The sequence below is a fragment of the Pseudomonas sp. R2-60-08W genome, assembly GCF_003852335.1.
Taxonomy (GTDB): Bacteria; Pseudomonadota; Gammaproteobacteria; order Pseudomonadales; family Pseudomonadaceae; genus Aquipseudomonas.
Window position 1 is genome coordinate 4449549 of sequence record NZ_CP027731.1, and the last position, 20700, is coordinate 4470248.

A 20700-nucleotide genomic window follows, 5' to 3' on the forward strand; every position below is an offset into this window, starting at 1 on the left:
TGGCGCTTACAGGGAAATCGGGGTCTTGCTGGCAATCCTTTCGCGTATCACGTCATAGCCCCAGTGATAGACGTAGGTGTACGGCAGGAAAAACAGCAGCACCCCGATGTCGAGGATGAAGGCTTCCAACAGGCTGATCTTCATCAAGGCGGCAATCAATGGCACCGCCAGCAGGATCAAGCCACCTTCGAACAGCAGCGCGTGCAGCACCCGCGTCCAGCCGCCGCTGGGCAGTTGCAGGCGCACTTTAAGGCGGTCGAAGAAGCTGTTGAAAATGACGTTCCAGCTCAGCGCCAGCAAGCTGATGCCCAGGGTCACCGCGCCCATTTCCAGGGCCGGTCGGCCGGTCACCCAGACCAGCAAAGGCGTACAGATCAACAAAGCCAAACCCTCAAAACCCAGGGCTTGCAGAACGCGTTCAGTCATCGATTTGGTAGGGTTCATGACCCGGCTCCGTGAAGGACGATGGTTGCCATGATTACCCCTTGAGCCGATACTTCATAACTAATAACCATCGATCAAGGCGATACTCATGGCGTCCCATGAAGTGCTCCAGGCGTTTGTCCAGGCGGCGACCCAAGGCTCGTTTTCCGGGGCGGCGCGTAAGCTGGGCAAGAGTCAGTCCACCATCAGTGCGGCGGTGGCGAGCCTGGAGATTGATCTGGATGTGGTGCTGTTCGATCGCAGCAGCCGCAAACCGACGCTGACCCCGGCCGGCCAGGTGTTGCTGCAGCGTGCGGAGCAGGTGCTGGAGGCCAGCAGCCGGCTGGAGCTGGCGGCGAGCCAATTGGGCCAGGGCTTGGAGCCGAAGCTGAGTATCGCCATGTCCGATACTTACCAGTCCGACCACTTCGAGGTTGCCCTCAGCGCCTTTGAACAACGCTACCCGGACCTTGAGTTGGAATGCCTGATCGCTGAATGCGAAGACTTGATCGCCTTGGTGCAAAGTGGCCGCACACACATCGCGTTTATCGAACAGCAGGAGGTCTACCCGCCGGATCTGACGTTTGCCCCCCTTGAAGAACGTACCGAAATCGCGCTGTTCGTTTCGCGTAAACACCCGTTGGCATGCCTGGCCAAGGTTCACCCGCAGACGCTGCAGCTGCACCGGGAGTTGCGCTTGGCGAGCATCATCAATCCCAATGAAAGCCGCAGCAACCAGCGCGTATGGTCGGCCCCCAGTTACCTGATGTTGATGGAGATGGCGCAACTGGGCTTCGGCTGGGCTCCGATCCCGCGCTGGCTGGTGGAGCGTTTTGGCGGTGGGCAATTGGTCGAACTCAAGGTGCGCAGCTGGCCCCGCTCGGTGGCGGTGGATGCGGTGTGGTCGCGACAAAACCCACCGGGACCGGCGGGTAGTTGGTTGCTGGGCAAGATGCTTGAGTGAGTCACTGTTGATGGGCTTGGAGTTCGGCCAGTAAATCACGCGCTGCACGCTGTCGAGGCGCTCGGGCGACTCGGCCAGGAACGCACTGCAGGCAAATCGACAGTCCGCACAAAAATAATGTCGCCTCCGGCAAAAACGCTAGAATCCGCCCCTCTTCGTAGGATTTCGGATATGCCGCACATGGAAACCCGCCTCGTCCCCTATCAGGCGCTGAATGCTGTACAAAAACAGCAGCTCGACGGACTGGAAGTCAATCCAGAACAACTGGCGTATTCCGGTGATATCTATTGCGCGCTGAACAGCCTGCTGGTCAATCCCAACCCCGACGCTATCAAAGGCTTCGCCCTGCTCGCCGACGAGCGGCCGGTAGCCTTCCTGCTCCTCAAACGCCCACCTTGCCTGCCTCATTGGGCCGACGAACACAGTGCGACGCTGCATGCGTTGCAGGTCGATCGGCATCAGCAGGGTCGTGGGTTTGGCAAGGCCTGTTTGCAGGCGCTGCCGGAGGTGGCGCTACAGGCGTGGCCGCAGATCAAAGCACTGGAATTGTCGGTGGATGCGGACAATGAAGCGGCGATGGGGTTGTATCTGGCAGCCGGTTGGGTGGATAGCGGTGAGGCTTACAGGGGAAGGATTGGGTATGAGCGCAGGTTGAGATGGGTGTTTAGTCAGCCTGGTGTTGACAACGCCAAAATGTAACGTATACATAACTTAACAACAGCAAAGTAATGTATACGCGACATGGACACTTCTGTAATTACTCAACGACTCGGCGTCCAGCTGCGCACCATGCGCTTGAATCGCGGATATAAGCAGGTGGATCTGGCGAAGTTGGCCGGAATTACCCGGCAAAAACTGATCGAAATCGAAAAAGGCAGCCTCTCGGTCTCGATGAATGCCTATGCTCGTGTGGTCGCCGCCTTGGGCAGCGAATTCAAATTGGTGCCTGTGACCTTGCCGACCCTGGAGGAACTGGAGGACTTGTTCAATGAATAGCCCCACGCTACGCGTTCATACGCCTCAAGGGGACAGCGGCAGCGTGCTGGTCGGTGCTCAAGACTATTTGTTCCGGTATAGCGATAACGCAAAAGCCGACAGCGCAATCAGCCTGTCGATGCCCGTCCGCGCGGAAGAATACCGTCGCCGGGACCTGCACCCTATCTTTCAGATGAATTTGCCCGAAGGCTACGTGCTGGAGCAACTGCGCAATCGCCTCGCCAAAACGGTGAAGGTCGACCCGATGTTGCTGTTGGCGCTCTCGGGAAGCAGCGCGCCAATCGGTCGGGTTTTCGTATCTTCTGAACAGGTGAACGAGCTGATCCATCGCAACAGCCCCCACACAACCGGAGAAAACCTCGACGAAATTCTTGCGTGGGACGGCGCGGAAGATCTGTTCGCCGAGCTGGTGGATCGCTACATCCTGCGAGCAGGTATTTCCGGTGTGCAACCCAAAGTATTGGTGCCGGAAAAACCACAAACGCCCGAACAGAAATTCACCTCGAAAACCGACGATCTGATCATTAAAAGCGGGCGCGACGAGTTTCCGGGGTTAGCCATCAATGAATACCTGTGCATGTCCATTGCCCGAGACGCGGGCCTGCCCGTACCGCAGTTTTATCTGTCCCGCAACCATAAGCTGTTCATCATGCGGCGCTTCGATCGGGACGCACAGCTCAACCCACTGGGCTTCGAAGACATGACCGCGCTGATGGGCCTGTCCGCCGAGCAAAAGTACACCAAGAGTTACGCCGCCATAGCCAAGGCTGTACGCGTGTTCTGCGCCCCGGCGCATCAACGCAGTTCGCTGGATCAATTGTTCGATAGCGTAGCGCTGAGTTGCATCGTGGGTAATGGCGATGCCCATCTGAAGAATTTCGGCGTGCTCTATAGCAATCCGGTGAAATCAGATACGCGGTTGGCACCGGCCTACGACATCGTGAACACCACCGCTTACATCCCGGAAGACTCACTGGCATTGGACCTGGGCGGAAATAAATCGTTATTCGCCTCGCGCCTGGGCATCCTCGAATTTGCCAGGACCTGCGAAGTCGAACATCCCGAGGAGCGTATCCAGGCGCTGTTGCAGACCCTTGAAATGGTGCTCAAGCGCGAAGATGACTACTGCCGGTTGGCACCTGAGGTGGCGAGCGCGATACGTCAATCCGCTCAAGGTTATCAAAATAGCTTCGGGGGCTGAGTCGCCCCCGGTTTTGGCTCTCAGGCTTTCTGTCCAACCGGCAGCCAGATTTCCACCGTTCCGGTGCCCTTTTTCCCGTCAAAGTCCGCGCTATAACGCTCGAAATCCGCGCCCATCACCTTGTAGCCCGAATGCGGCAGCCATTCGAACATGATGCGCTCGTACGTCTGTTCCAGCGCCCGCACAGGCCCGTAATGCGTGAACACGGCGTAATTGAGCGGCGCAATTTCGATGAACTGGAAATTGCTCGGCACATCGCCCTTGGTCGGGACTTCAACACCGGCCATGTAGTCGAATTCGCCGTGCTTGGGGTTATGGCAAACACCATACGTCACGCCGCCGACGCGCTTTTTGATGTCCTTGATGCACGTGTCGAACAACTCCCACAGATTGGGGATATCGCCCACGGTAGCCTTCGAATAGCGCCCCTGAACGCCGGCGATCACCATGGCCTTGCCGGCTTCCATGCGTGGCTCCAGCGGTTGTTTTGTCTGCTGATCCATACGAACAGTCTCCTTCTTATGAGGGAACAAACCCGCATCGAGTATAGGGGCATATCCGCGTCGCGCTCCATGTGGAAATTTTTCCTACGCATCTGGACAACTGGCCATCATCGACCGTATTGTCTGCCCGCAGGCCACCGCAGTGGCCGACGTCGCTCGGACGGTTCCGGGCGCTTACGTACCTCGAGGCAACAATGGCAGACCAAGGTTCGCCGCGCCGCTTTGCGCGCATAGATCGACTCCCCCCCTACGTGTTCAATATCACTGCCGAGCTGAAGATGGCTGCGCGTCGGCGCGGCGAAGACATCATCGACTTGAGCATGGGTAACCCCGACGGCGCCACGCCCCCGCACATCGTGGAGAAAATGGTCACCGTCGCCCAGCGTGAAGACACCCACGGCTACTCCACGTCCAAAGGCATTCCGCGCCTGCGCCGGGCGATTTCGCGTTGGTACAAAGATCGTTATGAGGTGGACATCGACCCCGAGTCGGAAGCCATTGTCACCATCGGTTCCAAAGAAGGCCTGGCGCACTTGATGCTGGCCACCCTGGACCAGGGCGATACCGTGCTGGTGCCCAACCCCAGCTACCCGATTCACATCTACGGCGCCGTGATTGCCGGCGCCCAAGTGCGCTCGGTGCCGCTGGTGCCCGGCGTGGACTTCTTCGCCGAGCTTGAGCGGGCGATTCGCGGCTCGATCCCCAAGCCGAAAATGATGATCCTCGGCTTCCCGTCCAACCCCACCGCGCAGTGCGTGGAGCTGGATTTCTTCGAACGCGTGATCGCCCTGGCCAAGCAATACGACGTGTTGGTGGTGCATGACCTGGCCTACGCCGACATCGTCTACGACGGCTGGAAAGCCCCGTCGATCATGCAGGTGCCCGGCGCCAAGGACATCGCGGTGGAGTTTTTCACCCTGTCCAAGAGCTACAACATGGCCGGCTGGCGTATCGGCTTCATGGTGGGCAACCCGGAACTGGTCAACGCCCTGGCGCGGATCAAGAGCTACCACGACTACGGCACCTTCACGCCGCTGCAAGTGGCCGCGATTGCGGCGCTGGAAGGCGATCAGCAGTGTGTGAAAGACATTGCCGAGCAGTATCGTCAGCGCCGTAACGTGCTGGTAAAGGGTCTGCATGAGCTGGGCTGGATGGTGGAAAATCCGAAGGCGTCGATGTATGTCTGGGCCAAGATTCCCGAGCAGTATGCCGCCATGGGCTCGCTGGAGTTTGCCAAGAAACTGCTGCTGGAGGCGAAGGTGTGTGTATCGCCGGGGATTGGCTTTGGTGAGTATGGTGACGATCACGTGCGCTTCGCGCTGATCGAGAACCAGGACCGGATTCGCCAGGCGGTGCGGGGGATTCGCGGGATGTTCCGGGCGGACGGGCTGGTAGCAAAACCCGGCGTCTGACTCGGTCAAAAAGTGGGAGGGGGCTTGCCCCCGATGACGGTGAATCAGTCACCACATGCAGTGGCTGACACCCTGCTATCGGGGGCAAGCCCCCTCCCACATTGGATTGGGTTTCCAGCTTTTGTTGCGGGGTGTGGCTTAGACCGCCAACGACAGCAACATGCCGAAGATCAGCGCCCGACTCGGTCAAAATTGTGGGAGGGGGCTTGCCCCCGATGGCGGTGGATCAGTCACCACATACAGTGGCTGACACCCTGCCATCGGGGGCAAGCCCCCTCCCACATTGGATTGGGTTCCCATATCTGCTGTGGTGGTGTGGCTTACACCAGCAACGACAGCAACATGACGAAGATCAGCGCCCGACTCGGTCAAAATTGTGGGAGGGGGCTTGCTCCCGATGGCGGTGAATCAGTCACCACATGCAGTGACTGACACCCAGCTATCGGGGGCAAGCCCCCTCCCACATTGGTTGAGTGGTGTTGCTTACACCACCAACGACAGCAGCATGATGAAGATCAGTGCCACCACGGACAGAATGGTCTCCATCGCCGTCCAGGTCTTGAATGTCTCGGCCACGGTCATGTTGAAGTACTGCTTCACCAGCCAGAACCCCGCGTCGTTGACGTGCGACAGGATCAACGACCCCGCCCCCGTCGCCAACACCAGCAGCTCGCGGTTAACCCCTGGGATCATGCCCACCACCGGCACTACGATGCCCGCGCCGGTAATGGTCGCCACGGTGGCCGAACCGGTTGCCACACGAATCACCGCCGCCACCAGCCACGCCAGCAGGATCGGGTTGATCTGCGCGTTCACCGCCATGTGGCCGATCACGTCGCCCACGCCGCTGGTCACCAGCATCTGCTTGAAGCCGCCACCGGCGCCGATGATCAGGATGATCGCGGCGGTCGGCGCAAGGCTGGCGTCGAGCAGTTTGAGGATCTGCTTGGAATGGATGCCCTGGCGATGGCCGAAGGTGTACAGCGAGAGCAGCAACGCCAGCAACAGGGCGGTGATCGGGTGACCGATCATGTCCATCCAGTTGCGCACTACGTTGCCTTCGGCAAACGCGATGTCGGCGAAGGTTTTGAGCAGCATCAAAAACACCGGCAGCAGCACGGTGACCAGGGTGATGCCGAAGCTTGGCAGCGATTTGTTATCGGTCTCGCGGGCCAGTTGATCCACCAGTTCCTGGGACGGATTGCCCGGAATGTACTTGGCGATGAACGTACCGAAGATCGGGCCGGCGATAATGGCGGTGGGCAGTGCGACGATCAGGCCATACAGGATGGTCTTGCCGATATCCGCGCCAAACACGCCGATGGCCAGCAGCGGGCCCGGGTGCGGCGGCACCAGGCCGTGCACCGCCGACAGGCCGGCGAGCAGCGGAATACCGATTTTGATCAGCGACACACCGGTGCGGCGCGCAACGATAAACACCAGCGGGATCAGCAGCACAAAGCCAATCTCGAAGAACAGTGGGATGCCCACCAGGAACGCGGCGAACATCATGGCCCACTGGACCTTGTCCTTGCCAAAAGCGCGGATCAACGTCTGGGCGATCTGATCGGCGCCGCCGGACTCGGCCATCATCTTGCCGAGCATGGTACCCAGCGCGAGGATGATGCCGACAAAGCCGAGCACCCCGCCGAAACCGTCCTGGAACGCCTTGATGATCTTGTCCACGGGCATGCCCGAGGTCAGGCCGAGGAAACCGGCCGCGATGATCAGTGCAATGAACGGGTGCACCTTGAACTTGGTGATCAGAACGATCAACCCGATGATAGTGACTACTGCGTCTAGCAGCAGGTATGACTCGTGGGACATGCCAAACATGGGGGGTCTCTCCTGTTTGTTGTTGTTATTAAAGCGGGTGTTGAACTTCCTGCCGGGGATAGCGCTATCTTTCCGGCAAAAAATTAGTGATTAGGTTCAAAGCCGTGCTTGAGCCACCAGGCGTTGGTCTGCTCGGCCAGCTCCTCGACGCTGTCTTCGCTGGCGTTGAGGGCCAGGGTCAGCGGCTCGCCCTTGGGCGATTCAAGGGTGGCGAACTGGCTGTCGATCAGGCTGGCCGGCATGAAATGGCCCGGGCGATGGGACACGCGGTCGGCGGCCACTTCACGGGTCAGCTCCAGGAACACAAAGCCCAGGCCCGGCGCGGCTTCGCGCAGGTGATCGCGGTATTTCCTTTTCAGCGCAGAACAGGTCAGCACCGGATGCTCCCCGGCCTTGAGCGAACGGCGCAGTTCATCGCAGAGGATGTCGAGCCAGCCGGCGCGGTCGTCGTCGTTGAGGGGGTGGCCGGCGCTCATCTTTTCGATGTTCGCGGCGGGGTGAAAGCTGTCGCCTTCAATGGCGGTGGCGCCGTTCAGACGGCACAGGGCCTCGCTGACGCTGGTTTTGCCACAGCCGGCAACACCCATGATGACCAGGGCAGTAACAGGTTGACTCATAAACACCTCAGGACGCAGATAGCGCTACCTTTGCACAGCGTAAGGCTAGTGCAAAAACAGGCTTTTCCCGCGCCGTCTTGTCTTTTTTTATGGAGTGACGCGTGCATCCGCTCCAATCATTTGAACGGGATCAGGCAACCCAACGTTCAAGCATTTGCAGCCGTTTGGAGACAGCGCTACCTTAGTGCCTCGATTTTTGTTTGGCAAGCCGCCTGATGACCTCCAAGAACGATAAAAATACCCGCACCACCGGTCGCCCCACCTTGAATGAAGTTGCCCGTCTGGCCGGCGTCAGCCCGATCACCGCCTCCCGCGCCCTGCGCGGTATCAGCACCGTCGCCGCCGAACTGGTGGAAAAAGTCCAGCAAGCCGCCGCCGAACTCAACTACGTGGTCAACCCCGCTGCCCGTGCGCTGGCGTCGGCCCAGAGCCATTCGGTAGTGGTGCTGGTGCCGTCTTTGTCCAACCTGCTGTTTATCGAAACATTGGAAGCCATTCATCAGGTGCTGCGGCCCAAGGGTTTTGAAGTACTGATCGGTAACTTCCACTATTCCCGTGACGAAGAAGAAAACCTGCTGCGCAACTACATGGCCTACCAGCCTCGAGGTCTGCTGCTGACCGGGTTCGACCGCACCGAAAGCGCGCGACGGATGGTCGAGGCCAGCAACGTGCCCTGCGTATATATGATGGACCTGGACCCGAATGCCGGCGTGAACTGCGTAGGCTTCTCGCAGTTGGCCGCCGGGGAAACGGCAGCGGCGCATCTGCTCTCCCGTGGGCGCAAGCGCCTGGCCTATATCGGCGCGCAGTTGGACCAGCGCACCCTGCTGCGGGGTGAAGGCTTTCGCCGCGCCCTGCAACAGGCCGGCCTGTACGACCCGGCGCTGGAGCTGCTGACACCGCGCCCCTCCTCCGTGGGCCTGGGGGGCGAACTATTCTTGCAACTGCTCGCCGCCCATCCGGATGTGGACGCGATTTTCTTCGGCAACGACGACCTGGCCCAGGGCGCCCTGCTCGAAGCCCTGCGCCACGGCATCAATATCCCGGAGCGCGTAGCGGTGTTGGGCTTTAACGACTTGCCCGCATCCTCCTTCATGGTGCCGCGCCTGAGCAGCATCAGCACGCCCCGCGAAGCCATCGGCCGGCGTGCGGCGGAGCACTTGCTGACGATCATGGCGGGTAACAAGATCGCCAAGCCGGTGGTGGATATGGGGTTTGAGTTGCAGGTGCGGGAGAGTACGTGAAGGCTCGCGCTTAGTCGGACGGAGGGAGCCTGTAGCCGCCGCCCTCTGCGCCTTCGTGCAACGCTGCCTGGATACGCTCGTATAGCGCGTTGGCCTCCCGCGAACCGATGGATCGCGAGCAATCGCGTAACACGATACGAAGCAGGATGTTCTCTTGCCCAGGCAACAACCCCAGGCGAGCGATTGCTTGCGCTGGCAACTCATCTCGAGACCAGCGCCCCTTGATCTGCATTTCTTCCACCCACGCTGCGTCCTCACCTGCGGCGAGCAGCATCTTCTCAGTGATAACTTCTTCGCTTTGCCCCGGCGTCACCGCAAGAGAAATGTCTCGGGTAATCGAAGGCAATCGAGAAATCGGCTGCCACGGCTTCAAGTCGAACATTTGCGCCCTGACGCGGGGATGGGTATCACGCAAGAGTCGAATATCCGGAATGCCCTTGCGCAGCATGGTCAAACGATCCAGGCCCATCCCCAAAGCCAAGCCGCCGTGGTGGTGCGGATCGATATTCAAGCGTTCAAGTAACGACCGGGCGATGCACCCGCACTCCAACACCTCGATCGGTTCTCCATCAAGGATCAAGTTCACCTCGATACCACCTTCGGTGTAATGGTGGGGGCTGTCCGAGAACACCCATTCCATGGCGGGCACCGCAATGTCCAGGATGTCTCCCACCAGGCGCAGTAGCTGGTCCCGCTCAGCAAGCTGCGGCTCGCCCAATACCCACAGGTCCATTTGATGCGGTTCCGCGCAATGCCAGCGATCACGGCTATCACGTCGAAATGTCATGCCGGGCGCCGCCAACAGCCTCATCTGCCCAGGCTGGCGGTTTTCACTGGCCCGCTGTAACGCTGCCGGAATCAAACTGGTGGTTTGAGTACGCAGCAGGCTGATGTCATCAACCCACCGGGTGTGGGCACTGCCCAGGGTAATTTCGCGGGTGTCGTAGCCGAGCAGGCCGTAGTTATCGTGGGCCGAAACCACACGCGGCCCTTCCAGCCACTGAGGGTCAGGCCAATGACGTGAGGTCAGGCCTTGGAGAATTTGATCAAGCAATAGTCGCACTGCGTGCGGCTCGAGGTTGAGGTCGGTTAGATCCTCTAATGTCAGGGCTCGTTTCAGTTCGGCGGCACTTATAACTTTTCTGCTTGGATACATATCTGCATCTCCTGCACCGTAAAAGCCAGAAGTACAAAAACTACGCCTTGAAACTTTACGAGCGCAACAGCCAGACACGAGAAACTATATTTTCAGATGCTACGTACAGACGTTACTTACAGACTTCGTAAAAAATCATAAAGACCTCTGACTTAAAATAAATACATATAAAAACCATCATTCAATACTTTCAATCTGCCCCCTTTGGAGAGCTAATGTTTTCACCCCGCCCAACGGGGTGCTTACAAACAGAACCGGATCAATAAGATAGGAGGCAAAATGAAAACCTTAGATCAATCGAACGAACAACAGCTCAATCGAAAAACGCCTGATTCAGAAGCGTTTACCTGGCCACCGCTGCCGTGGCCTTAATTGAAGCACTGAAGCGCCAAGGCTTAGGCTTTGGCGCCTTCGCAAGTAGGAGCCCACCCTATGATAGCGCCCAAAACCACAGTGCTGGACAAGGGAAACCTTGTGATCACTTCCGACTCACCACAGTTTCTTGAGTACTGTAGTCTTCAGCACTTTACGACAAAAAATATTATGCAAGCTCAGTCACTGGATCAAAATAGCCTGGTGTTTTCGTTTAGTGACTGCGCTGCAAAAAAGACATTTGACCTAGCTAGGCTCACCGATAAAAAACGCTGTGTATTTTTCCCTATACATGTTTTTGAAAACACAATCAACAATGCACTATATAGCTTAGAGTGCTTTCTAAAAAGCGACATTACACAAGCGCTCAAGGAGCAGCGAAAAGCCTTAGAACTGATTAACTGTAAGTCCCCCTTGCCCTGACAGGACCTTCAACCCAATCCACTGTAAACGTTTTATCCAGCGCGGTGCCCTATGCAATGCTTGACGGAGATTTAAAGGATAACTTCGTTCACTCAGCCGCCGAGTTTTTCGAAGTCCACCTTGCTCATATGCAGCCCCAAACGGCTTGCCCTTTCACTGTCAATGGAGAGTTCCGAGTGAGTGGAATTCTAACCGTTCTGAGAAAAGCGCAAAGCGCGCCTCCTGACATCACAAACTCACTCACTACACTGATTGGTGAAGTTGCTTCAAAACAGGCCAGCCTGAAGGTCGAAAGCAATAAGGTCAGGTCATTCACGGTAGACAACCGAGATTATGCCGACCTGATTAAACGCGCGGCGGGAAAAAGAGGAGCACACCTCACCGAGTTCGCCATAGGCGTAAATCAGGCGATTACACCCATTATAGATTTCAGCATTAACTCTCAGATGAACGAGGGCGTCAGTGGCGTTCATGTGGCTATTGGCGATGGTACTAATGGCTATCACATTGATTTTCTATGCCCGGATGTCGTTGTTCTTAAGGCGGTCACATGATCTGTGCCAAGCAGGGCGTAGGAACGATCACGCGCACGTAGGATGCCTGTAGGAAGCGGCTGACATCACGCCAAGTGCCTTGCTCCATTACCTACGGTTACGTCAGAATCCGCCGGCTTGTGTGACGGGGTGGCGGTCTTTAAGGTTTGCCGGTCGCTGAATTCCTCGGTGATCGGGTTTAGTAGCCCATTTTTGGACCTCCTAAACCAGGAGCATTGCAATGTTCAAAGAAATCGACACGCCGCCAAACACCCTCTTCACCGTCTTCCCCGATATTTCTACCGAAACCCTACTGATCAACAGCTACGAAACCGTGTGCTCCGTCAGCACCCTGCTGCTCGACCTGTCCGATGACCTCACTGGCAAGCAACGCGACGTAGCCCTGGCCATCCACCAATTGAGCGAGCTGAGCGTCTTGCTGGTGGGCAAGGCCATGGACCAGCACACACCGTTGGCTTAACTGTGAAGGGGGGCAATTTTTCTCTCTGTACGCTCGTCGAAAAAGCGACCCGAACGCCTCCCCCTACCTGTCAACCTTGACAGTAGGCAAGTGTTTGACGATGTCCTATAAGTGAGTTGTTGGCTGCATTGTGCTCCACAAACCGCTACTAAAAAGGACTTCGTCATGCACACATTAAAAACACAGAAAAGGTCACTTGCCCAAGGCGTAGTGAGTTGCAACGTCTCACTTATAGCTGCTCCATTCACGTCAGATAGCGTAGATTTTTTCGACTCAACCGCGACCCACTATGGCGTCACGGCATTTGATAGAAAAGCAGGTGAGCGCATGTTTTTTATCTCGCTGAAAAAAACTATTGTGCCAGGCACTTATGAGTTTAAACCCGAGTCAGACGTGTACGGTTATTACTACCACGAACATGAAAGTTTTGGATGGATTTACTATCCCGAGAAAGGGGAATTTTTACTGAAGAGCGTTGATTTTGAAAAGCTTGAGATAGACGCAACGTTCGCATTCACGTCAACGAGGACACCCGACCAACAACCCGTGACGTTCGAGAACGGCGTCTTCACACTGACCGGACCGGGTGCCTGAGATAATGTTGTTTAATTCCTTCGGTTTCATGCGACAAGGGCGGGCAGTGAGTAAGAGCACTGCTATTCATGACTACATTGACTGCACGATATCTGAATTATAAATGCAACAAATGGCCCATCCCCGCTGAACCTCTTCCCATGTTAAGGCGACATTGCCGTAAACGGGCAATTGCTCGCCTTTTCTTGCTGACGGCACTCCCTCGCTATCGTCACCAAACGTCTGTTAAATTGCCTCTGCCATTCACGAGCGCAGGGAAGCACCATGGGACACTCACTGAAAATCTTGGGCCGCGCCTCCTCCATTAACGTACGAAAAGTACTGTGGACCTGCCAGGAACTGGGTATCGACTACGTGCGTGAAGACTGGGGCATCGGCTTCAAGCCTACCCAATCCCCCGAATTTCTCGCCTTGAACCCCAATGCTCAGGTGCCGGTGCTGATCGACGACCATGGCGTGCTGTGGGAGTCCAACACCATCTGCCGCTACCTGGTCGGCCTCTATCAACGCACTGACCTGCTGCCCGTCGAGCCCGCGCCACGGGCGCGCGTCGAACAATGGATCGACTGGCAAGCGGTCGAACTCAACCGTGCCTGGGGCGATGCGTTCACCGCGCTGGTGCGTAACAATCCCGACGGCCTGGACGCAACACAGATTGCCGCCGCAGTGCAACGCTGGAACAGCGTGATGGGCATTCTGGAACAACAGTTGGCCAAGACTGGCGCTTACGTAGCGGGCGATGAATTCACCCTCGCCGATATCCTGATCGGCCTCTCGGTACACCGCTGGCAAGTGACGCCCATGGAGCGTCCGCCCTACCCCGCCATCGCGGCGTATTACCAACGACTCGGCGGGCAGCATGCAGGCTTCAAGACCTTCGCGCTCGACGGCCATAATTAAACAAGGACACACCATGAACGGACTCAACGTATTACTGACCGGCGCCTGCGGCAAAATCGGCAAGACCTTTTTCGAGGCGTCGAAAGACCGCTACCGCTTCACCCTGACCGACCGTGTCGAGCCGGATTTCGCGCTCGGCGAACACCGCTTTGTGCACGCTGACCTGAGCGACAAATCCGTCCTCGCCAGCCTGCTCGAAAACATCGAGGTGGTTGTACACCTCTCGGGTATCCCAGACCCCAATGCATCGTTCGAGGAGCTGCTGCCCAATAATATCCTCGCCACCACCTACCTGTTCGAGGCCGCCGTGGCCGCCGGCGTGCAGCGCCTGGTATATGCCAGCAGCGCGCAAGCTGTCGAAGGTTATCCGGTAGACCGTGAGATCACCCCCGACATGCAAGTGATGCCCGCCAACCTGTATGGCGTGACCAAATGCTACGGTGAGGCGCTGTGTGGCTATTACGCGGCCAAAACTCCGCTCTCGACCATCGCCGTGCGCATTGGCGCGTTTGAGTTTCCCCAGCACGCCGACCTGAACAACGCCCGCGACCTCAGCGCGTGGCTCAGCCCGCGCGATGCGGTGCAACTGCTGCAGTGCGCGGTGGACACCCGCGATGTGAAACATTTGGTCGCCCATGGCATTTCCAATAACCGCTTCAAGCGCCTGGACCTGAGCGAAACCACACGAGTGTTGGGTTACCAACCGGTGGATGATGCGTTCCAGGTCTTTGAAATCCCCATCACTTACTGAGTGTTCTGACCCATGCCTGCACGCTCCACCACTGACGGCATCGACCCGACCCGCGCCGCCCACATCAGCGCACGTATCGACCGCCTGCCCGCCGTCGCCAGCATCTGGCGCCTGGTGGCATTGCTGTCGATCGGCGGTTTTTTCGAGCTGTATGACCTGTTCCAGACGGCTTATATCAGCCCAGGCCTGATCAGCGACGGGGTTTTCCACACGGGCAGCGAGGGTGTGTTTGGCTTTTCCGACCAGGCCGCGTTCGCCTCGGCCACCTTCCTCGGCCTGTTCCTCGGCGCCAGCCTGCTGAGCCCCATCGCCGATCGTTTCGGGCGCCGGGCGATCTTTACCTTTGCGCTGATCTGGTACACCGTCGCCACGGTGCTGATGGGCATCCAGACGTCCGCCCTGGGCATTATCTGCATGCGCTTTCTGGTGGGCATCGGACTGGGCATTGAACTGGTAACGATCGACGCCTATCTGTCGGAACTGGTGCCCAAGCGCATGCGCAGTTCGGCGTTTGCCTTTGCGTTTTTCATCCAGTTCCTGTCGGTGCCGGCGGTGGCGCTGATGTCATGGTGGCTGGTGCCCCAGGCGCCGTTCGGGATTTCCGGTTGGCGCTGGGTGGTGCTCAGCAGTGCAGTCTTTGCGTTGTTTATCTGGCAACTGCGCAAGCGCCTGCCGGAATCACCGCGCTGGCTGGCGCAGAAAGGTCGTTTCGAGGAAGCCGGCACGATCATGGACACCCTTGAAGCGCGCTGCCTGAAGGATCACGGCAAGCCTCTGGATGAGCCGGAACCCGAGGCTGTCAGCGTGCAGGGCAGCGGCCGTTTCGCCGATATCTGGCAACCGCCCTACCGCCGTCGCGCCTTGATGCTCATCGTCTTCCACGTGTTCCAGGCCATCGGTTTCTTCGGCTTTGGCAACTGGTTGCCCGCCTTGCTGTCGGGCCAGGGCGTCAGCGTAACCCACAGTCTGCTCTACGCGTTTATCATCACGCTCGCCTATCCGCTGGGCCCGCTGTTGTTCGTGAAGGTCGCCAACCGTTTTGAGAACAAGTGGCAGATTGTCGGCTCGGCCTTGGGCGCGGTGATCTTCGGCAGCCTGTTCGCCGTGCAAACCACGGCGGTGGGGCTGATCTTCTGTGGGGTGATGATCACCTTCTGCAACGCCTGGCTGAGCTTCAGCTATCACTCGTATCAGAGCGAATTGTTCCCCACCAATATCCGTGCGCGGGCGGTAGGGTTCTGCTACTCGTTCAGCCGCTTGTCCACGGTGTTCAGCAGCCTGCTGATCGGTTTTATCCTCGAACACCTGGGCACACCGGGCGTGCTGGCGTTTATCGCGAGCAGCATGTTGATTGTGATGATCACCATCAGTTGGTTTGGGCCGCGAACACGTAACCTGCCATTGGAGAATATCGCCCGCTGACGGCAAGGGTTGGCCGTCGACGGGACAGTGTTTGCCGCGACGGCGGCCACTACCCCAATAAAAACGGGCACGTCGTGCCCGGCATGCTAATTGCTCCAGCTGTCACACCGACACATTTCCCCAGGTGACCGATCATGCTGGTTAACAACGACACCCAAGCCGCGTCGACCGTCCAACAGCTCAAGCGCTCCGACATGGACCCGGCCAACGCCTCTGCCAGCGCGCTGTACAGCGGTGCCCTGCAAACGGCGCAGCAAAGCGTGACGGTGCCGGCCGCCCAGAAGGACCTGGACAAGGCGAGCGATCGCATCGACGAGGCCTTCGCCAAGACCCGCGTGCAGTTGCAAGCCACAGCGACGACCTCCGGGGCGCGGGCTGAACTCAGCGAATACATGAGCAAATCCCCGGCCGAGCGCATCCGCGAGCAGTTGCTCAAGGAGCAGGGGATGACAGAAGAGCAAGTGCAGGCCCTGCCGCAGCAACAACAGGACGCGATTGCCAGGCAAGTGGCGGAGCGCCTGAAGGAACAGCAACTGCAACAGGTGGCGGCAAAGACAGCCACTCCACAGGCTGAGGCGGTAAAAGAAACCCTCGCCGCGATCTAAGCCAAGCCAACCAAGGCGAACTCGCGGCGTATCGGCTTATGGACCTTTGAAGACAACCTGCTGCACATCGACCTTTTTCGGGATCAAGCCATTGGCGAAAAACAAATCGGCGGTGCGTTGCTGATTGGCGATGTCGACCGCCTGCAGCGGCCGGATCGGCTCTGGCGAGCGGTGCTCGAAGTAGCGTTTGACCACCGCCGGTTGCAGGCCCAGGGTCTTGGCCATCAGCGCGATGCTGTCTTCGGGTTGGTCCAGGGACAGACGCTGCGCTTTGCCGAGGGTTTGCAGGATGGTGGCAATGGCCTGGGGATTTTGTCGGGCAAACGCGCTGCTGGTCACGAAGAAGCTGCCGGCCGGATTGAGGCCCTCGCCGGTGCCCAACACGCGGGCGGCACCGTCGACCACGGCGGCCGAGTAGTAAGGGTCCCACACCACCCAGGCGTCCACCTTGCCTTGCTCGAACGCGGCGCGCCCGTCGGAAGGCGACAGGTACACCACGTTCACATCTTTCCACTGCAAACCGGCGCGCAGCAGGCTCTTGAGGAACAGGTTGTGCGCACTGGAACCCTTGAGCAGCGCCACGCGCTTGCCTTTGAGCTCAGCCACGCTCTGAATGGGGCTGGCTTGAGGCACCAGCACGGCTTCGGTTTTGCCCTCATTGGGCTCGACGGCGATGTACTGCAATTCAATCCCGGCGGCCTGGGCAAAAATGGGTGGGATGTCGCCGATATTGCCGATGTCCAGGCTGCCGGCGTTCAGCGCCTCGATCAGCGGCGGGCCACCGAGAAATTCGATCCACTGCACCTGGGTGCCGGGCAGCGCGGCTTCGAACAGCTTGTGTTCACGGGCGAGGACCATGCTCACCGAGCTTTTCTGATAGCCAATGCGCAGCGTGGCTGGATCGGCGGCCAGGGCATTTGCTGCGACCAGCGAAAGAACGGCGACAGTAATAATTTTCAGCATAAGAGCGCTTCCTTGACCTTGACGGCGGGTGCGGTTGGGCACGGTATGTCGGGTGCTTCGAAGCAGCGATCCTAGCAAGCCCTCTTATTCATTAATAATATTAAAAAGTCATCTATTTATAACTTTATATGCGGACTCGCAGGCCGATGTTTGCGCCCTGCCGGCAAAGGCTACAATGCCCGCCTCGCCCTTTCATTGGTTTGAACATGCACATCGAACGCTTGGCAGCGCCGCTATGGCCGCTGCTGAACAAGTTTTACCGCAGCCACAACTCGTCGATGAAGGCGCTCAAGGACGGGCAGTTGTGGGTGGCGAGGGACACGCAGATCGTTGCCGGGTTATGCCTGACCCCCGTGGTCGGTGGGCAATGGCTGACCGGCGTGTTCGTTGACCCGGCTTATCGCGGCCAGGGGCTGGCGGCGCGGTTGATCCACCTGGCAGTGGCTGAAGTGGACGGCACAGTGTGGTTGCTGTGCCACCCAGACCTTGAAACGCTGTACCAGCGCATGGGGTTTTCCCAGCACACCGTGTTGCCGCAGTCGCTCAGTGAACGGCTGGTGCGCTACAAGCGCAACAAGCCGATGATTGCGATGGGCCTTCGATAACCTGGATGGCTTGCGCCGATAGCGGTGGGTAGGAGCGAGCTTGCTCGCGAAAAACTCACAGGCACCGCGTTCATTCAGCAAGCACGCGTTATCGTTGACATCTTTCGCGAGCAAGCTCGCTCCTACAGGGAGCAAGCCCCCTCCCACATTTGGACCTGTTGCAGTCTGCTGCTCATTCGTCGGCGGTTGGGTCCATTTCCGGGAACATCACTTCGATAAACCCGAACTTGCTGAAGTCGGTAATCCGCGACGGGTACAACCGGCCGATCAGGTGATCGCACTCATGCTGCACCACCCGTGCATGGAAGCCGTCGGCGAAGCGTACGATCGGCTCGCCCTTGGGGTCGAAGCCTTCGTAGCGGATCTGCTGATAGCGGTCCACAGCGCCGCGCAGGCCGGGGACGGACAGGCAGCCCTCATACCCCTCTTCCAGCACCGGGCTGAGCGGTGTGATCAACGGGTTGATCAGGATCGTCTGCGGCACCGGCGGCGCCTCCGGGTAGCGTTCGCTGGCCTCGAAACCAAAGATCACCAATTGCAGGTCCACACCGATCTGCGGCGCAGCCAGGCCGACGCCGCCCACGTGTTCCATGGTCTGGAACATGTCGTCGATCAGTTGCCACAGCTCGGGGCTGTCGAACATTTCCGGCGGCACTGGCGGGGCGATGCGCAGCAGACGTTCATCGCCCATTTTCAGGATTTCACGGATCATTGATCAGGCTCAACGGTGAGAGGCTTGGAATGGTCCCGGCCCAGGCCTGAGACATGTTGTTTTTCACCGGCATGGCCCGGTTCGTCGATTTCTTTTTCGCCGGGGTCCTTGCCTTCGGCGGACATGTGTTCGATCACGGCGTTCATCTCCGCGCCAAGCAACAGCACGGCGGCGGAAATATAAAAGTACAAGAGCAACACGATGATCGCGCCGATGCTGCCGTACATGGCGTTGTAGTCGGCGAAGGTTTTAACGTAGTAGCCAAAGCCGAGGGAAGCGACGATCCACACCACCACCGCCAATACGGAACCGGGGGTGATAAAGCGAAACTCCTGTTCAACATCCGGCATCACGTAGTACATGAGGGCCACGGCAAACATCAGCAGGATCACGATCAGCGGCCAGCGCAGGATGGTCCACAGGGTGACAACAAATTCCTGCATACCGATCTGCCCCGCCAGCCATTCCATCACCTGCGGGCCGAGCACCATCAGCGCGGCGGCGGCGAGCAGCATGCCGGCGATGCCGATGGTGTAGAAAATCGACAGCGGGAAACGCTTCCAGATCGGCCGCCCCTCCACCACGTCATAGGCCGCGTTCATCGCGCTCATCATCAGGCGTACGCCAGCGGAGGCGGTCCACAGGGCGATCACGATACCCACCGAGAGCAGCCCGCCCTTGGATTGCTGCAACTGGTCGATCACCGGGTTGACCTGCTCCAGTGCCTGGGGCGGCAATACCAGCTCCGACTGCAGGCGCAGCCAGGTGAAGAAATCCGGCAGATGCAGAAAACCGATCAGGGCAATCAGGAACAACAGGAAGGGAAACAACGAGAACAGCATCTGGTAGGCCAACGCCGAGGCGTAGGTGGGCATCTCGTCGTCGACGAATTCCGTAACGGTGCGCACCAGCACCTTGTGCAGCTTGAGACCATCGAGTACCGGAAAAATCATAGCGTCTCCTTTCGCCGCAAAGAGGGTGAGGTCGCGGGCGACTCAGGGGCCGTTTTCTACATCAAAGTAGCCCATTTGGCGACTTTGAAACAATTTCTAAACTTTAGTTGCAGCCTTGGATACAAAAACGGCCATCCGTAGATGGCCGTCGGGCTGCTGGGATGAGCCAGCCGGACCGTCTTACTCGGTCGCTTTTTTCACTGCGTCCTTGGTCTTGCCCACTGCCTGCTGAGCTTCGCCTTTCTTCTCTTGAATCACGCCTTCAACCTGCATTTTGTCGTTATCCGTGGCTTTGCCGACACCTTGCTTGACGTTACCGACGGCTTCATTAGCTACGCCTTTTACCTTATCGGAAGTGCTGCCCATGGTATTACTCCTGATAACTATCAAATGGTTTTAGGTCACTACGTAGCGGTTGACTCGAAGCCAAGCGACAGAGTTTCAATTATTTTTCAGTGCGCATTTCATCGAAAGGGGCAGGTTTGCCTTTATGTTTTGCGGCCAACCCACGAGAATGCCCGGCAGATTCAGGCTCGAACGCTGAATAACAGATCCCGTAGGAAGGTTATGAAACTCAATAAAGCACAGGCCATCGCCCGCAGAAACCAGGAACTGGGCGGTGCCGTACTCGGCGTCAACAACTGCCATTTCACCGACCTGGACCCCAAACGCAATATCTGGTGGTTCGACTTGCCAGTGGCGCGGATTGGCCTGGGCCAGTACGAGTGGATCCACCTGTTGATGCACAACGCCGAGACTGACCAACTGCTGCACCTGAAAGTGCCAACGGTGTTCCTGCGTGAGAACCTCGAAGGGCTGGTGGTGCGCAATGCCGGCAAGCGCAAGCCGGAAATCACCTTGGAACTGAGCGCCGACAAGGACTCGTTCCTCAAGGATGTGCGCCCTGCCGGTGCAGGAATCAGCTTTGCGCAGTTCGCCCTGTAATAACGCAGTCATAAATGTGGGAGGGGGCTTGCTCCCGATAGCTAAGTGTCAGTCACATTATCTGTGACTGGCCCACCGCTATCGGGAGC

The 20700-nt window shown here is 58.2% G+C and carries 25 protein-coding genes; 16 read left to right on the forward strand and 9 right to left on the reverse strand.

Annotated elements, in window-relative coordinates; all coding sequences use genetic code 11:
* Positions 1 to 6 precede the first annotated feature (6 nt).
* Positions 7 to 444: a multidrug/biocide efflux PACE transporter gene (locus C4J90_RS20260; RefSeq protein WP_124420667.1), complete on the reverse strand. Its 438-nt coding sequence runs from the start codon at positions 442 to 444 to the stop codon at positions 7 to 9.
* 88 nt (positions 445 to 532) lie between these two features.
* Here C4J90_RS20260 and C4J90_RS20265 point away from each other — a divergent pair, with 88 nt between their 5' ends.
* The 4 genes from C4J90_RS20265 (at position 533) to C4J90_RS20280 (ending at position 3584) form a co-directional block, all read left to right on the forward strand.
* Positions 533 to 1387, forward strand: coding sequence for a LysR family transcriptional regulator (locus C4J90_RS20265; protein ID WP_124420668.1), 855 nt, complete (start codon positions 533 to 535; stop codon positions 1385 to 1387).
* Between the two features lie 180 nt (positions 1388 to 1567).
* Complete coding sequence (locus tag C4J90_RS20270) at positions 1568 to 2086, forward strand: N-acetyltransferase (RefSeq protein ID WP_124420669.1); 519 nt, start codon at positions 1568 to 1570, stop codon at positions 2084 to 2086.
* Positions 2087 to 2128: 42 nt separating this feature from the next.
* Positions 2129 to 2383 carry a helix-turn-helix domain-containing protein gene (locus C4J90_RS20275; protein ID WP_124364088.1) on the forward strand — a complete coding sequence of 85 codons (255 nt, stop codon included), beginning with the start codon at positions 2129 to 2131 and terminating at the stop codon, positions 2381 to 2383.
* Positions 2376 to 3584, forward strand: a complete 1209-nt coding sequence (locus tag C4J90_RS20280) for a type II toxin-antitoxin system HipA family toxin (RefSeq protein ID WP_124420670.1) — start codon at positions 2376 to 2378, stop codon at positions 3582 to 3584. Before C4J90_RS20275 ends, C4J90_RS20280 begins: the two co-directional genes overlap by 8 nt.
* A gap of 20 nt (positions 3585 to 3604) precedes the next feature.
* Here C4J90_RS20280 and C4J90_RS20285 read toward each other — a convergent pair whose 3' ends face one another.
* The gene (locus C4J90_RS20285) at positions 3605 to 4087 is read right to left on the reverse strand and encodes a GyrI-like domain-containing protein (protein WP_124364090.1); all 483 of its coding nucleotides are present in this window, start codon (positions 4085 to 4087) and stop codon (positions 3605 to 3607) included.
* A gap of 194 nt (positions 4088 to 4281) precedes the next feature.
* Between C4J90_RS20285 and alaC the strand changes: the two genes are divergently transcribed.
* Positions 4282 to 5499, forward strand: coding sequence for an alanine transaminase (gene alaC, locus C4J90_RS20290; protein WP_124364091.1), 1218 nt, complete (start codon positions 4282 to 4284; stop codon positions 5497 to 5499).
* Between the two features lie 483 nt (positions 5500 to 5982).
* Here alaC and C4J90_RS20295 read toward each other — a convergent pair whose 3' ends face one another.
* The gene (locus tag C4J90_RS20295; RefSeq protein ID WP_124368091.1) at positions 5983 to 7335 is read right to left on the reverse strand and encodes a GntP family permease; all 1353 of its coding nucleotides are present in this window, start codon (positions 7333 to 7335) and stop codon (positions 5983 to 5985) included.
* A gap of 83 nt (positions 7336 to 7418) precedes the next feature.
* Positions 7419 to 7952, reverse strand: coding sequence for a gluconokinase (locus C4J90_RS20300; RefSeq protein WP_124415434.1), 534 nt, complete (start codon positions 7950 to 7952; stop codon positions 7419 to 7421).
* Between the two features lie 212 nt (positions 7953 to 8164).
* On the opposite strand from C4J90_RS20300, the gene C4J90_RS20305 reads away from it, so the two are divergent.
* Complete coding sequence (locus tag C4J90_RS20305; protein ID WP_164488040.1) at positions 8165 to 9196, forward strand: LacI family DNA-binding transcriptional regulator; 1032 nt, start codon at positions 8165 to 8167, stop codon at positions 9194 to 9196.
* A gap of 10 nt (positions 9197 to 9206) precedes the next feature.
* Here C4J90_RS20305 and C4J90_RS20310 read toward each other — a convergent pair whose 3' ends face one another.
* A complete protein-coding gene (locus C4J90_RS20310) occupies positions 9207 to 10352 on the reverse strand; it encodes a hypothetical protein (protein WP_124371642.1) in 1146 nt (381 codons plus the stop codon).
* A gap of 432 nt (positions 10353 to 10784) precedes the next feature.
* Between C4J90_RS20310 and C4J90_RS20315 the strand changes: the two genes are divergently transcribed.
* The 8 genes from C4J90_RS20315 (at position 10785) to C4J90_RS20350 (ending at position 16433) form a co-directional block, all read left to right on the forward strand.
* Positions 10785 to 11147 carry a hypothetical protein gene (locus tag C4J90_RS20315; protein WP_124420672.1) on the forward strand — a complete coding sequence of 121 codons (363 nt, stop codon included), beginning with the start codon at positions 10785 to 10787 and terminating at the stop codon, positions 11145 to 11147.
* Between the two features lie 176 nt (positions 11148 to 11323).
* A complete protein-coding gene (locus tag C4J90_RS20320) occupies positions 11324 to 11701 on the forward strand; it encodes a hypothetical protein (protein ID WP_124420673.1) in 378 nt (125 codons plus the stop codon).
* 220 nt (positions 11702 to 11921) lie between these two features.
* Positions 11922 to 12161, forward strand: coding sequence for a DUF6124 family protein (locus tag C4J90_RS20325; RefSeq protein WP_124420674.1), 240 nt, complete (start codon positions 11922 to 11924; stop codon positions 12159 to 12161).
* A gap of 165 nt (positions 12162 to 12326) precedes the next feature.
* On the forward strand, positions 12327 to 12755 hold the full coding sequence (locus C4J90_RS20330) for a hypothetical protein (protein WP_124420675.1): 429 nt from the start codon (positions 12327 to 12329) through the stop codon (positions 12753 to 12755).
* 264 nt (positions 12756 to 13019) lie between these two features.
* The gene (locus C4J90_RS20335) at positions 13020 to 13655 is read left to right on the forward strand and encodes a glutathione S-transferase family protein (RefSeq protein WP_124364099.1); all 636 of its coding nucleotides are present in this window, start codon (positions 13020 to 13022) and stop codon (positions 13653 to 13655) included.
* Between the two features lie 13 nt (positions 13656 to 13668).
* Positions 13669 to 14406, forward strand: a complete 738-nt coding sequence (locus C4J90_RS20340; protein WP_124420676.1) for an NAD(P)-dependent oxidoreductase — start codon at positions 13669 to 13671, stop codon at positions 14404 to 14406.
* A gap of 12 nt (positions 14407 to 14418) precedes the next feature.
* A complete protein-coding gene (locus C4J90_RS20345; RefSeq protein WP_124420677.1) occupies positions 14419 to 15828 on the forward strand; it encodes an MFS transporter in 1410 nt (469 codons plus the stop codon).
* Between the two features lie 134 nt (positions 15829 to 15962).
* Positions 15963 to 16433, forward strand: a complete 471-nt coding sequence (locus tag C4J90_RS20350; protein WP_124420678.1) for a hypothetical protein — start codon at positions 15963 to 15965, stop codon at positions 16431 to 16433.
* Between the two features lie 36 nt (positions 16434 to 16469).
* Here C4J90_RS20350 and C4J90_RS20355 read toward each other — a convergent pair whose 3' ends face one another.
* On the reverse strand, positions 16470 to 17396 hold the full coding sequence (locus tag C4J90_RS20355; protein ID WP_124420679.1) for an aliphatic sulfonate ABC transporter substrate-binding protein: 927 nt from the start codon (positions 17394 to 17396) through the stop codon (positions 16470 to 16472).
* A 206-nt stretch (positions 17397 to 17602) separates the two neighbouring features.
* Here C4J90_RS20355 and C4J90_RS20360 point away from each other — a divergent pair, with 206 nt between their 5' ends.
* Positions 17603 to 18001: a GNAT family N-acetyltransferase gene (locus tag C4J90_RS20360; protein ID WP_124420680.1), complete on the forward strand. Its 399-nt coding sequence runs from the start codon at positions 17603 to 17605 to the stop codon at positions 17999 to 18001.
* 172 nt (positions 18002 to 18173) lie between these two features.
* On the opposite strand, the gene def is transcribed toward C4J90_RS20360, so the two are convergent.
* The 3 genes from def to C4J90_RS20375 all read right to left on the reverse strand — a co-directional run bounded on the left by def (position 18174) and on the right by C4J90_RS20375 (position 20032).
* Entirely contained in the window at positions 18174 to 18713 is a 540-nt protein-coding gene (gene def, locus C4J90_RS20365; protein WP_124408002.1) for a peptide deformylase, read from the reverse strand.
* Positions 18710 to 19666, reverse strand: coding sequence for a YihY/virulence factor BrkB family protein (locus tag C4J90_RS20370; protein WP_124364107.1), 957 nt, complete (start codon positions 19664 to 19666; stop codon positions 18710 to 18712). The genes def and C4J90_RS20370 overlap by 4 nt, the downstream gene beginning before the upstream one ends.
* Positions 19667 to 19846: 180 nt before the next feature.
* Positions 19847 to 20032 (reverse strand): CsbD family protein, encoded by a 186-nt coding sequence (locus tag C4J90_RS20375; RefSeq protein WP_124420681.1) that lies wholly within the window; start codon positions 20030 to 20032, stop codon positions 19847 to 19849.
* Between the two features lie 201 nt (positions 20033 to 20233).
* Between C4J90_RS20375 and C4J90_RS20380 the strand changes: the two genes are divergently transcribed.
* Positions 20234 to 20611 (forward strand): hypothetical protein, encoded by a 378-nt coding sequence (locus C4J90_RS20380; protein WP_124415441.1) that lies wholly within the window; start codon positions 20234 to 20236, stop codon positions 20609 to 20611.
* Positions 20612 to 20700 lie beyond the last annotated feature (89 nt).

Excerpts from the sequence above, each read along its gene's own strand:
- C4J90_RS20260 (WP_124420667.1), bottom strand. The coding sequence starts at position 444 with ATGAACCCTACCAAATCGATGACTGAACGCGTTCTGCAAGCCCTGGGT.
- C4J90_RS20265 (WP_124420668.1), top strand. The coding sequence starts at position 533 with ATGGCGTCCCATGAAGTGCTCCAGGCGTTTGTCCAGGCGGCGACCCAA.
- C4J90_RS20270 (WP_124420669.1), top strand. The coding sequence starts at position 1,568 with ATGGAAACCCGCCTCGTCCCCTATCAGGCGCTGAATGCTGTACAAAAA.
- C4J90_RS20275 (WP_124364088.1), top strand. The coding sequence starts at position 2,129 with ATGGACACTTCTGTAATTACTCAACGACTCGGCGTCCAGCTGCGCACC.
- C4J90_RS20280 (WP_124420670.1), top strand. The coding sequence starts at position 2,376 with ATGAATAGCCCCACGCTACGCGTTCATACGCCTCAAGGGGACAGCGGC.
- C4J90_RS20285 (WP_124364090.1), bottom strand. The coding sequence starts at position 4,087 with ATGGATCAGCAGACAAAACAACCGCTGGAGCCACGCATGGAAGCCGGC.
- alaC (WP_124364091.1), top strand. The coding sequence starts at position 4,282 with ATGGCAGACCAAGGTTCGCCGCGCCGCTTTGCGCGCATAGATCGACTC.
- C4J90_RS20295 (WP_124368091.1), bottom strand. The coding sequence starts at position 7,335 with ATGTTTGGCATGTCCCACGAGTCATACCTGCTGCTAGACGCAGTAGTC.
- C4J90_RS20300 (WP_124415434.1), bottom strand. The coding sequence starts at position 7,952 with ATGAGTCAACCTGTTACTGCCCTGGTCATCATGGGTGTTGCCGGCTGT.
- C4J90_RS20310 (WP_124371642.1), bottom strand. The coding sequence starts at position 10,352 with ATGTATCCAAGCAGAAAAGTTATAAGTGCCGCCGAACTGAAACGAGCC.
- C4J90_RS20315 (WP_124420672.1), top strand. The coding sequence starts at position 10,785 with ATGATAGCGCCCAAAACCACAGTGCTGGACAAGGGAAACCTTGTGATC.
- C4J90_RS20325 (WP_124420674.1), top strand. The coding sequence starts at position 11,922 with ATGTTCAAAGAAATCGACACGCCGCCAAACACCCTCTTCACCGTCTTC.
- C4J90_RS20330 (WP_124420675.1), top strand. The coding sequence starts at position 12,327 with ATGCACACATTAAAAACACAGAAAAGGTCACTTGCCCAAGGCGTAGTG.
- C4J90_RS20335 (WP_124364099.1), top strand. The coding sequence starts at position 13,020 with ATGGGACACTCACTGAAAATCTTGGGCCGCGCCTCCTCCATTAACGTA.
- C4J90_RS20340 (WP_124420676.1), top strand. The coding sequence starts at position 13,669 with ATGAACGGACTCAACGTATTACTGACCGGCGCCTGCGGCAAAATCGGC.
- C4J90_RS20345 (WP_124420677.1), top strand. The coding sequence starts at position 14,419 with ATGCCTGCACGCTCCACCACTGACGGCATCGACCCGACCCGCGCCGCC.
- C4J90_RS20350 (WP_124420678.1), top strand. The coding sequence starts at position 15,963 with ATGCTGGTTAACAACGACACCCAAGCCGCGTCGACCGTCCAACAGCTC.
- C4J90_RS20355 (WP_124420679.1), bottom strand. The coding sequence starts at position 17,396 with ATGCTGAAAATTATTACTGTCGCCGTTCTTTCGCTGGTCGCAGCAAAT.
- C4J90_RS20360 (WP_124420680.1), top strand. The coding sequence starts at position 17,603 with ATGCACATCGAACGCTTGGCAGCGCCGCTATGGCCGCTGCTGAACAAG.
- def (WP_124408002.1), bottom strand. The coding sequence starts at position 18,713 with ATGATCCGTGAAATCCTGAAAATGGGCGATGAACGTCTGCTGCGCATC.
- C4J90_RS20370 (WP_124364107.1), bottom strand. The coding sequence starts at position 19,666 with ATGATTTTTCCGGTACTCGATGGTCTCAAGCTGCACAAGGTGCTGGTG.
- C4J90_RS20375 (WP_124420681.1), bottom strand. The coding sequence starts at position 20,032 with ATGGGCAGCACTTCCGATAAGGTAAAAGGCGTAGCTAATGAAGCCGTC.
- C4J90_RS20380 (WP_124415441.1), top strand. The coding sequence starts at position 20,234 with ATGAAACTCAATAAAGCACAGGCCATCGCCCGCAGAAACCAGGAACTG.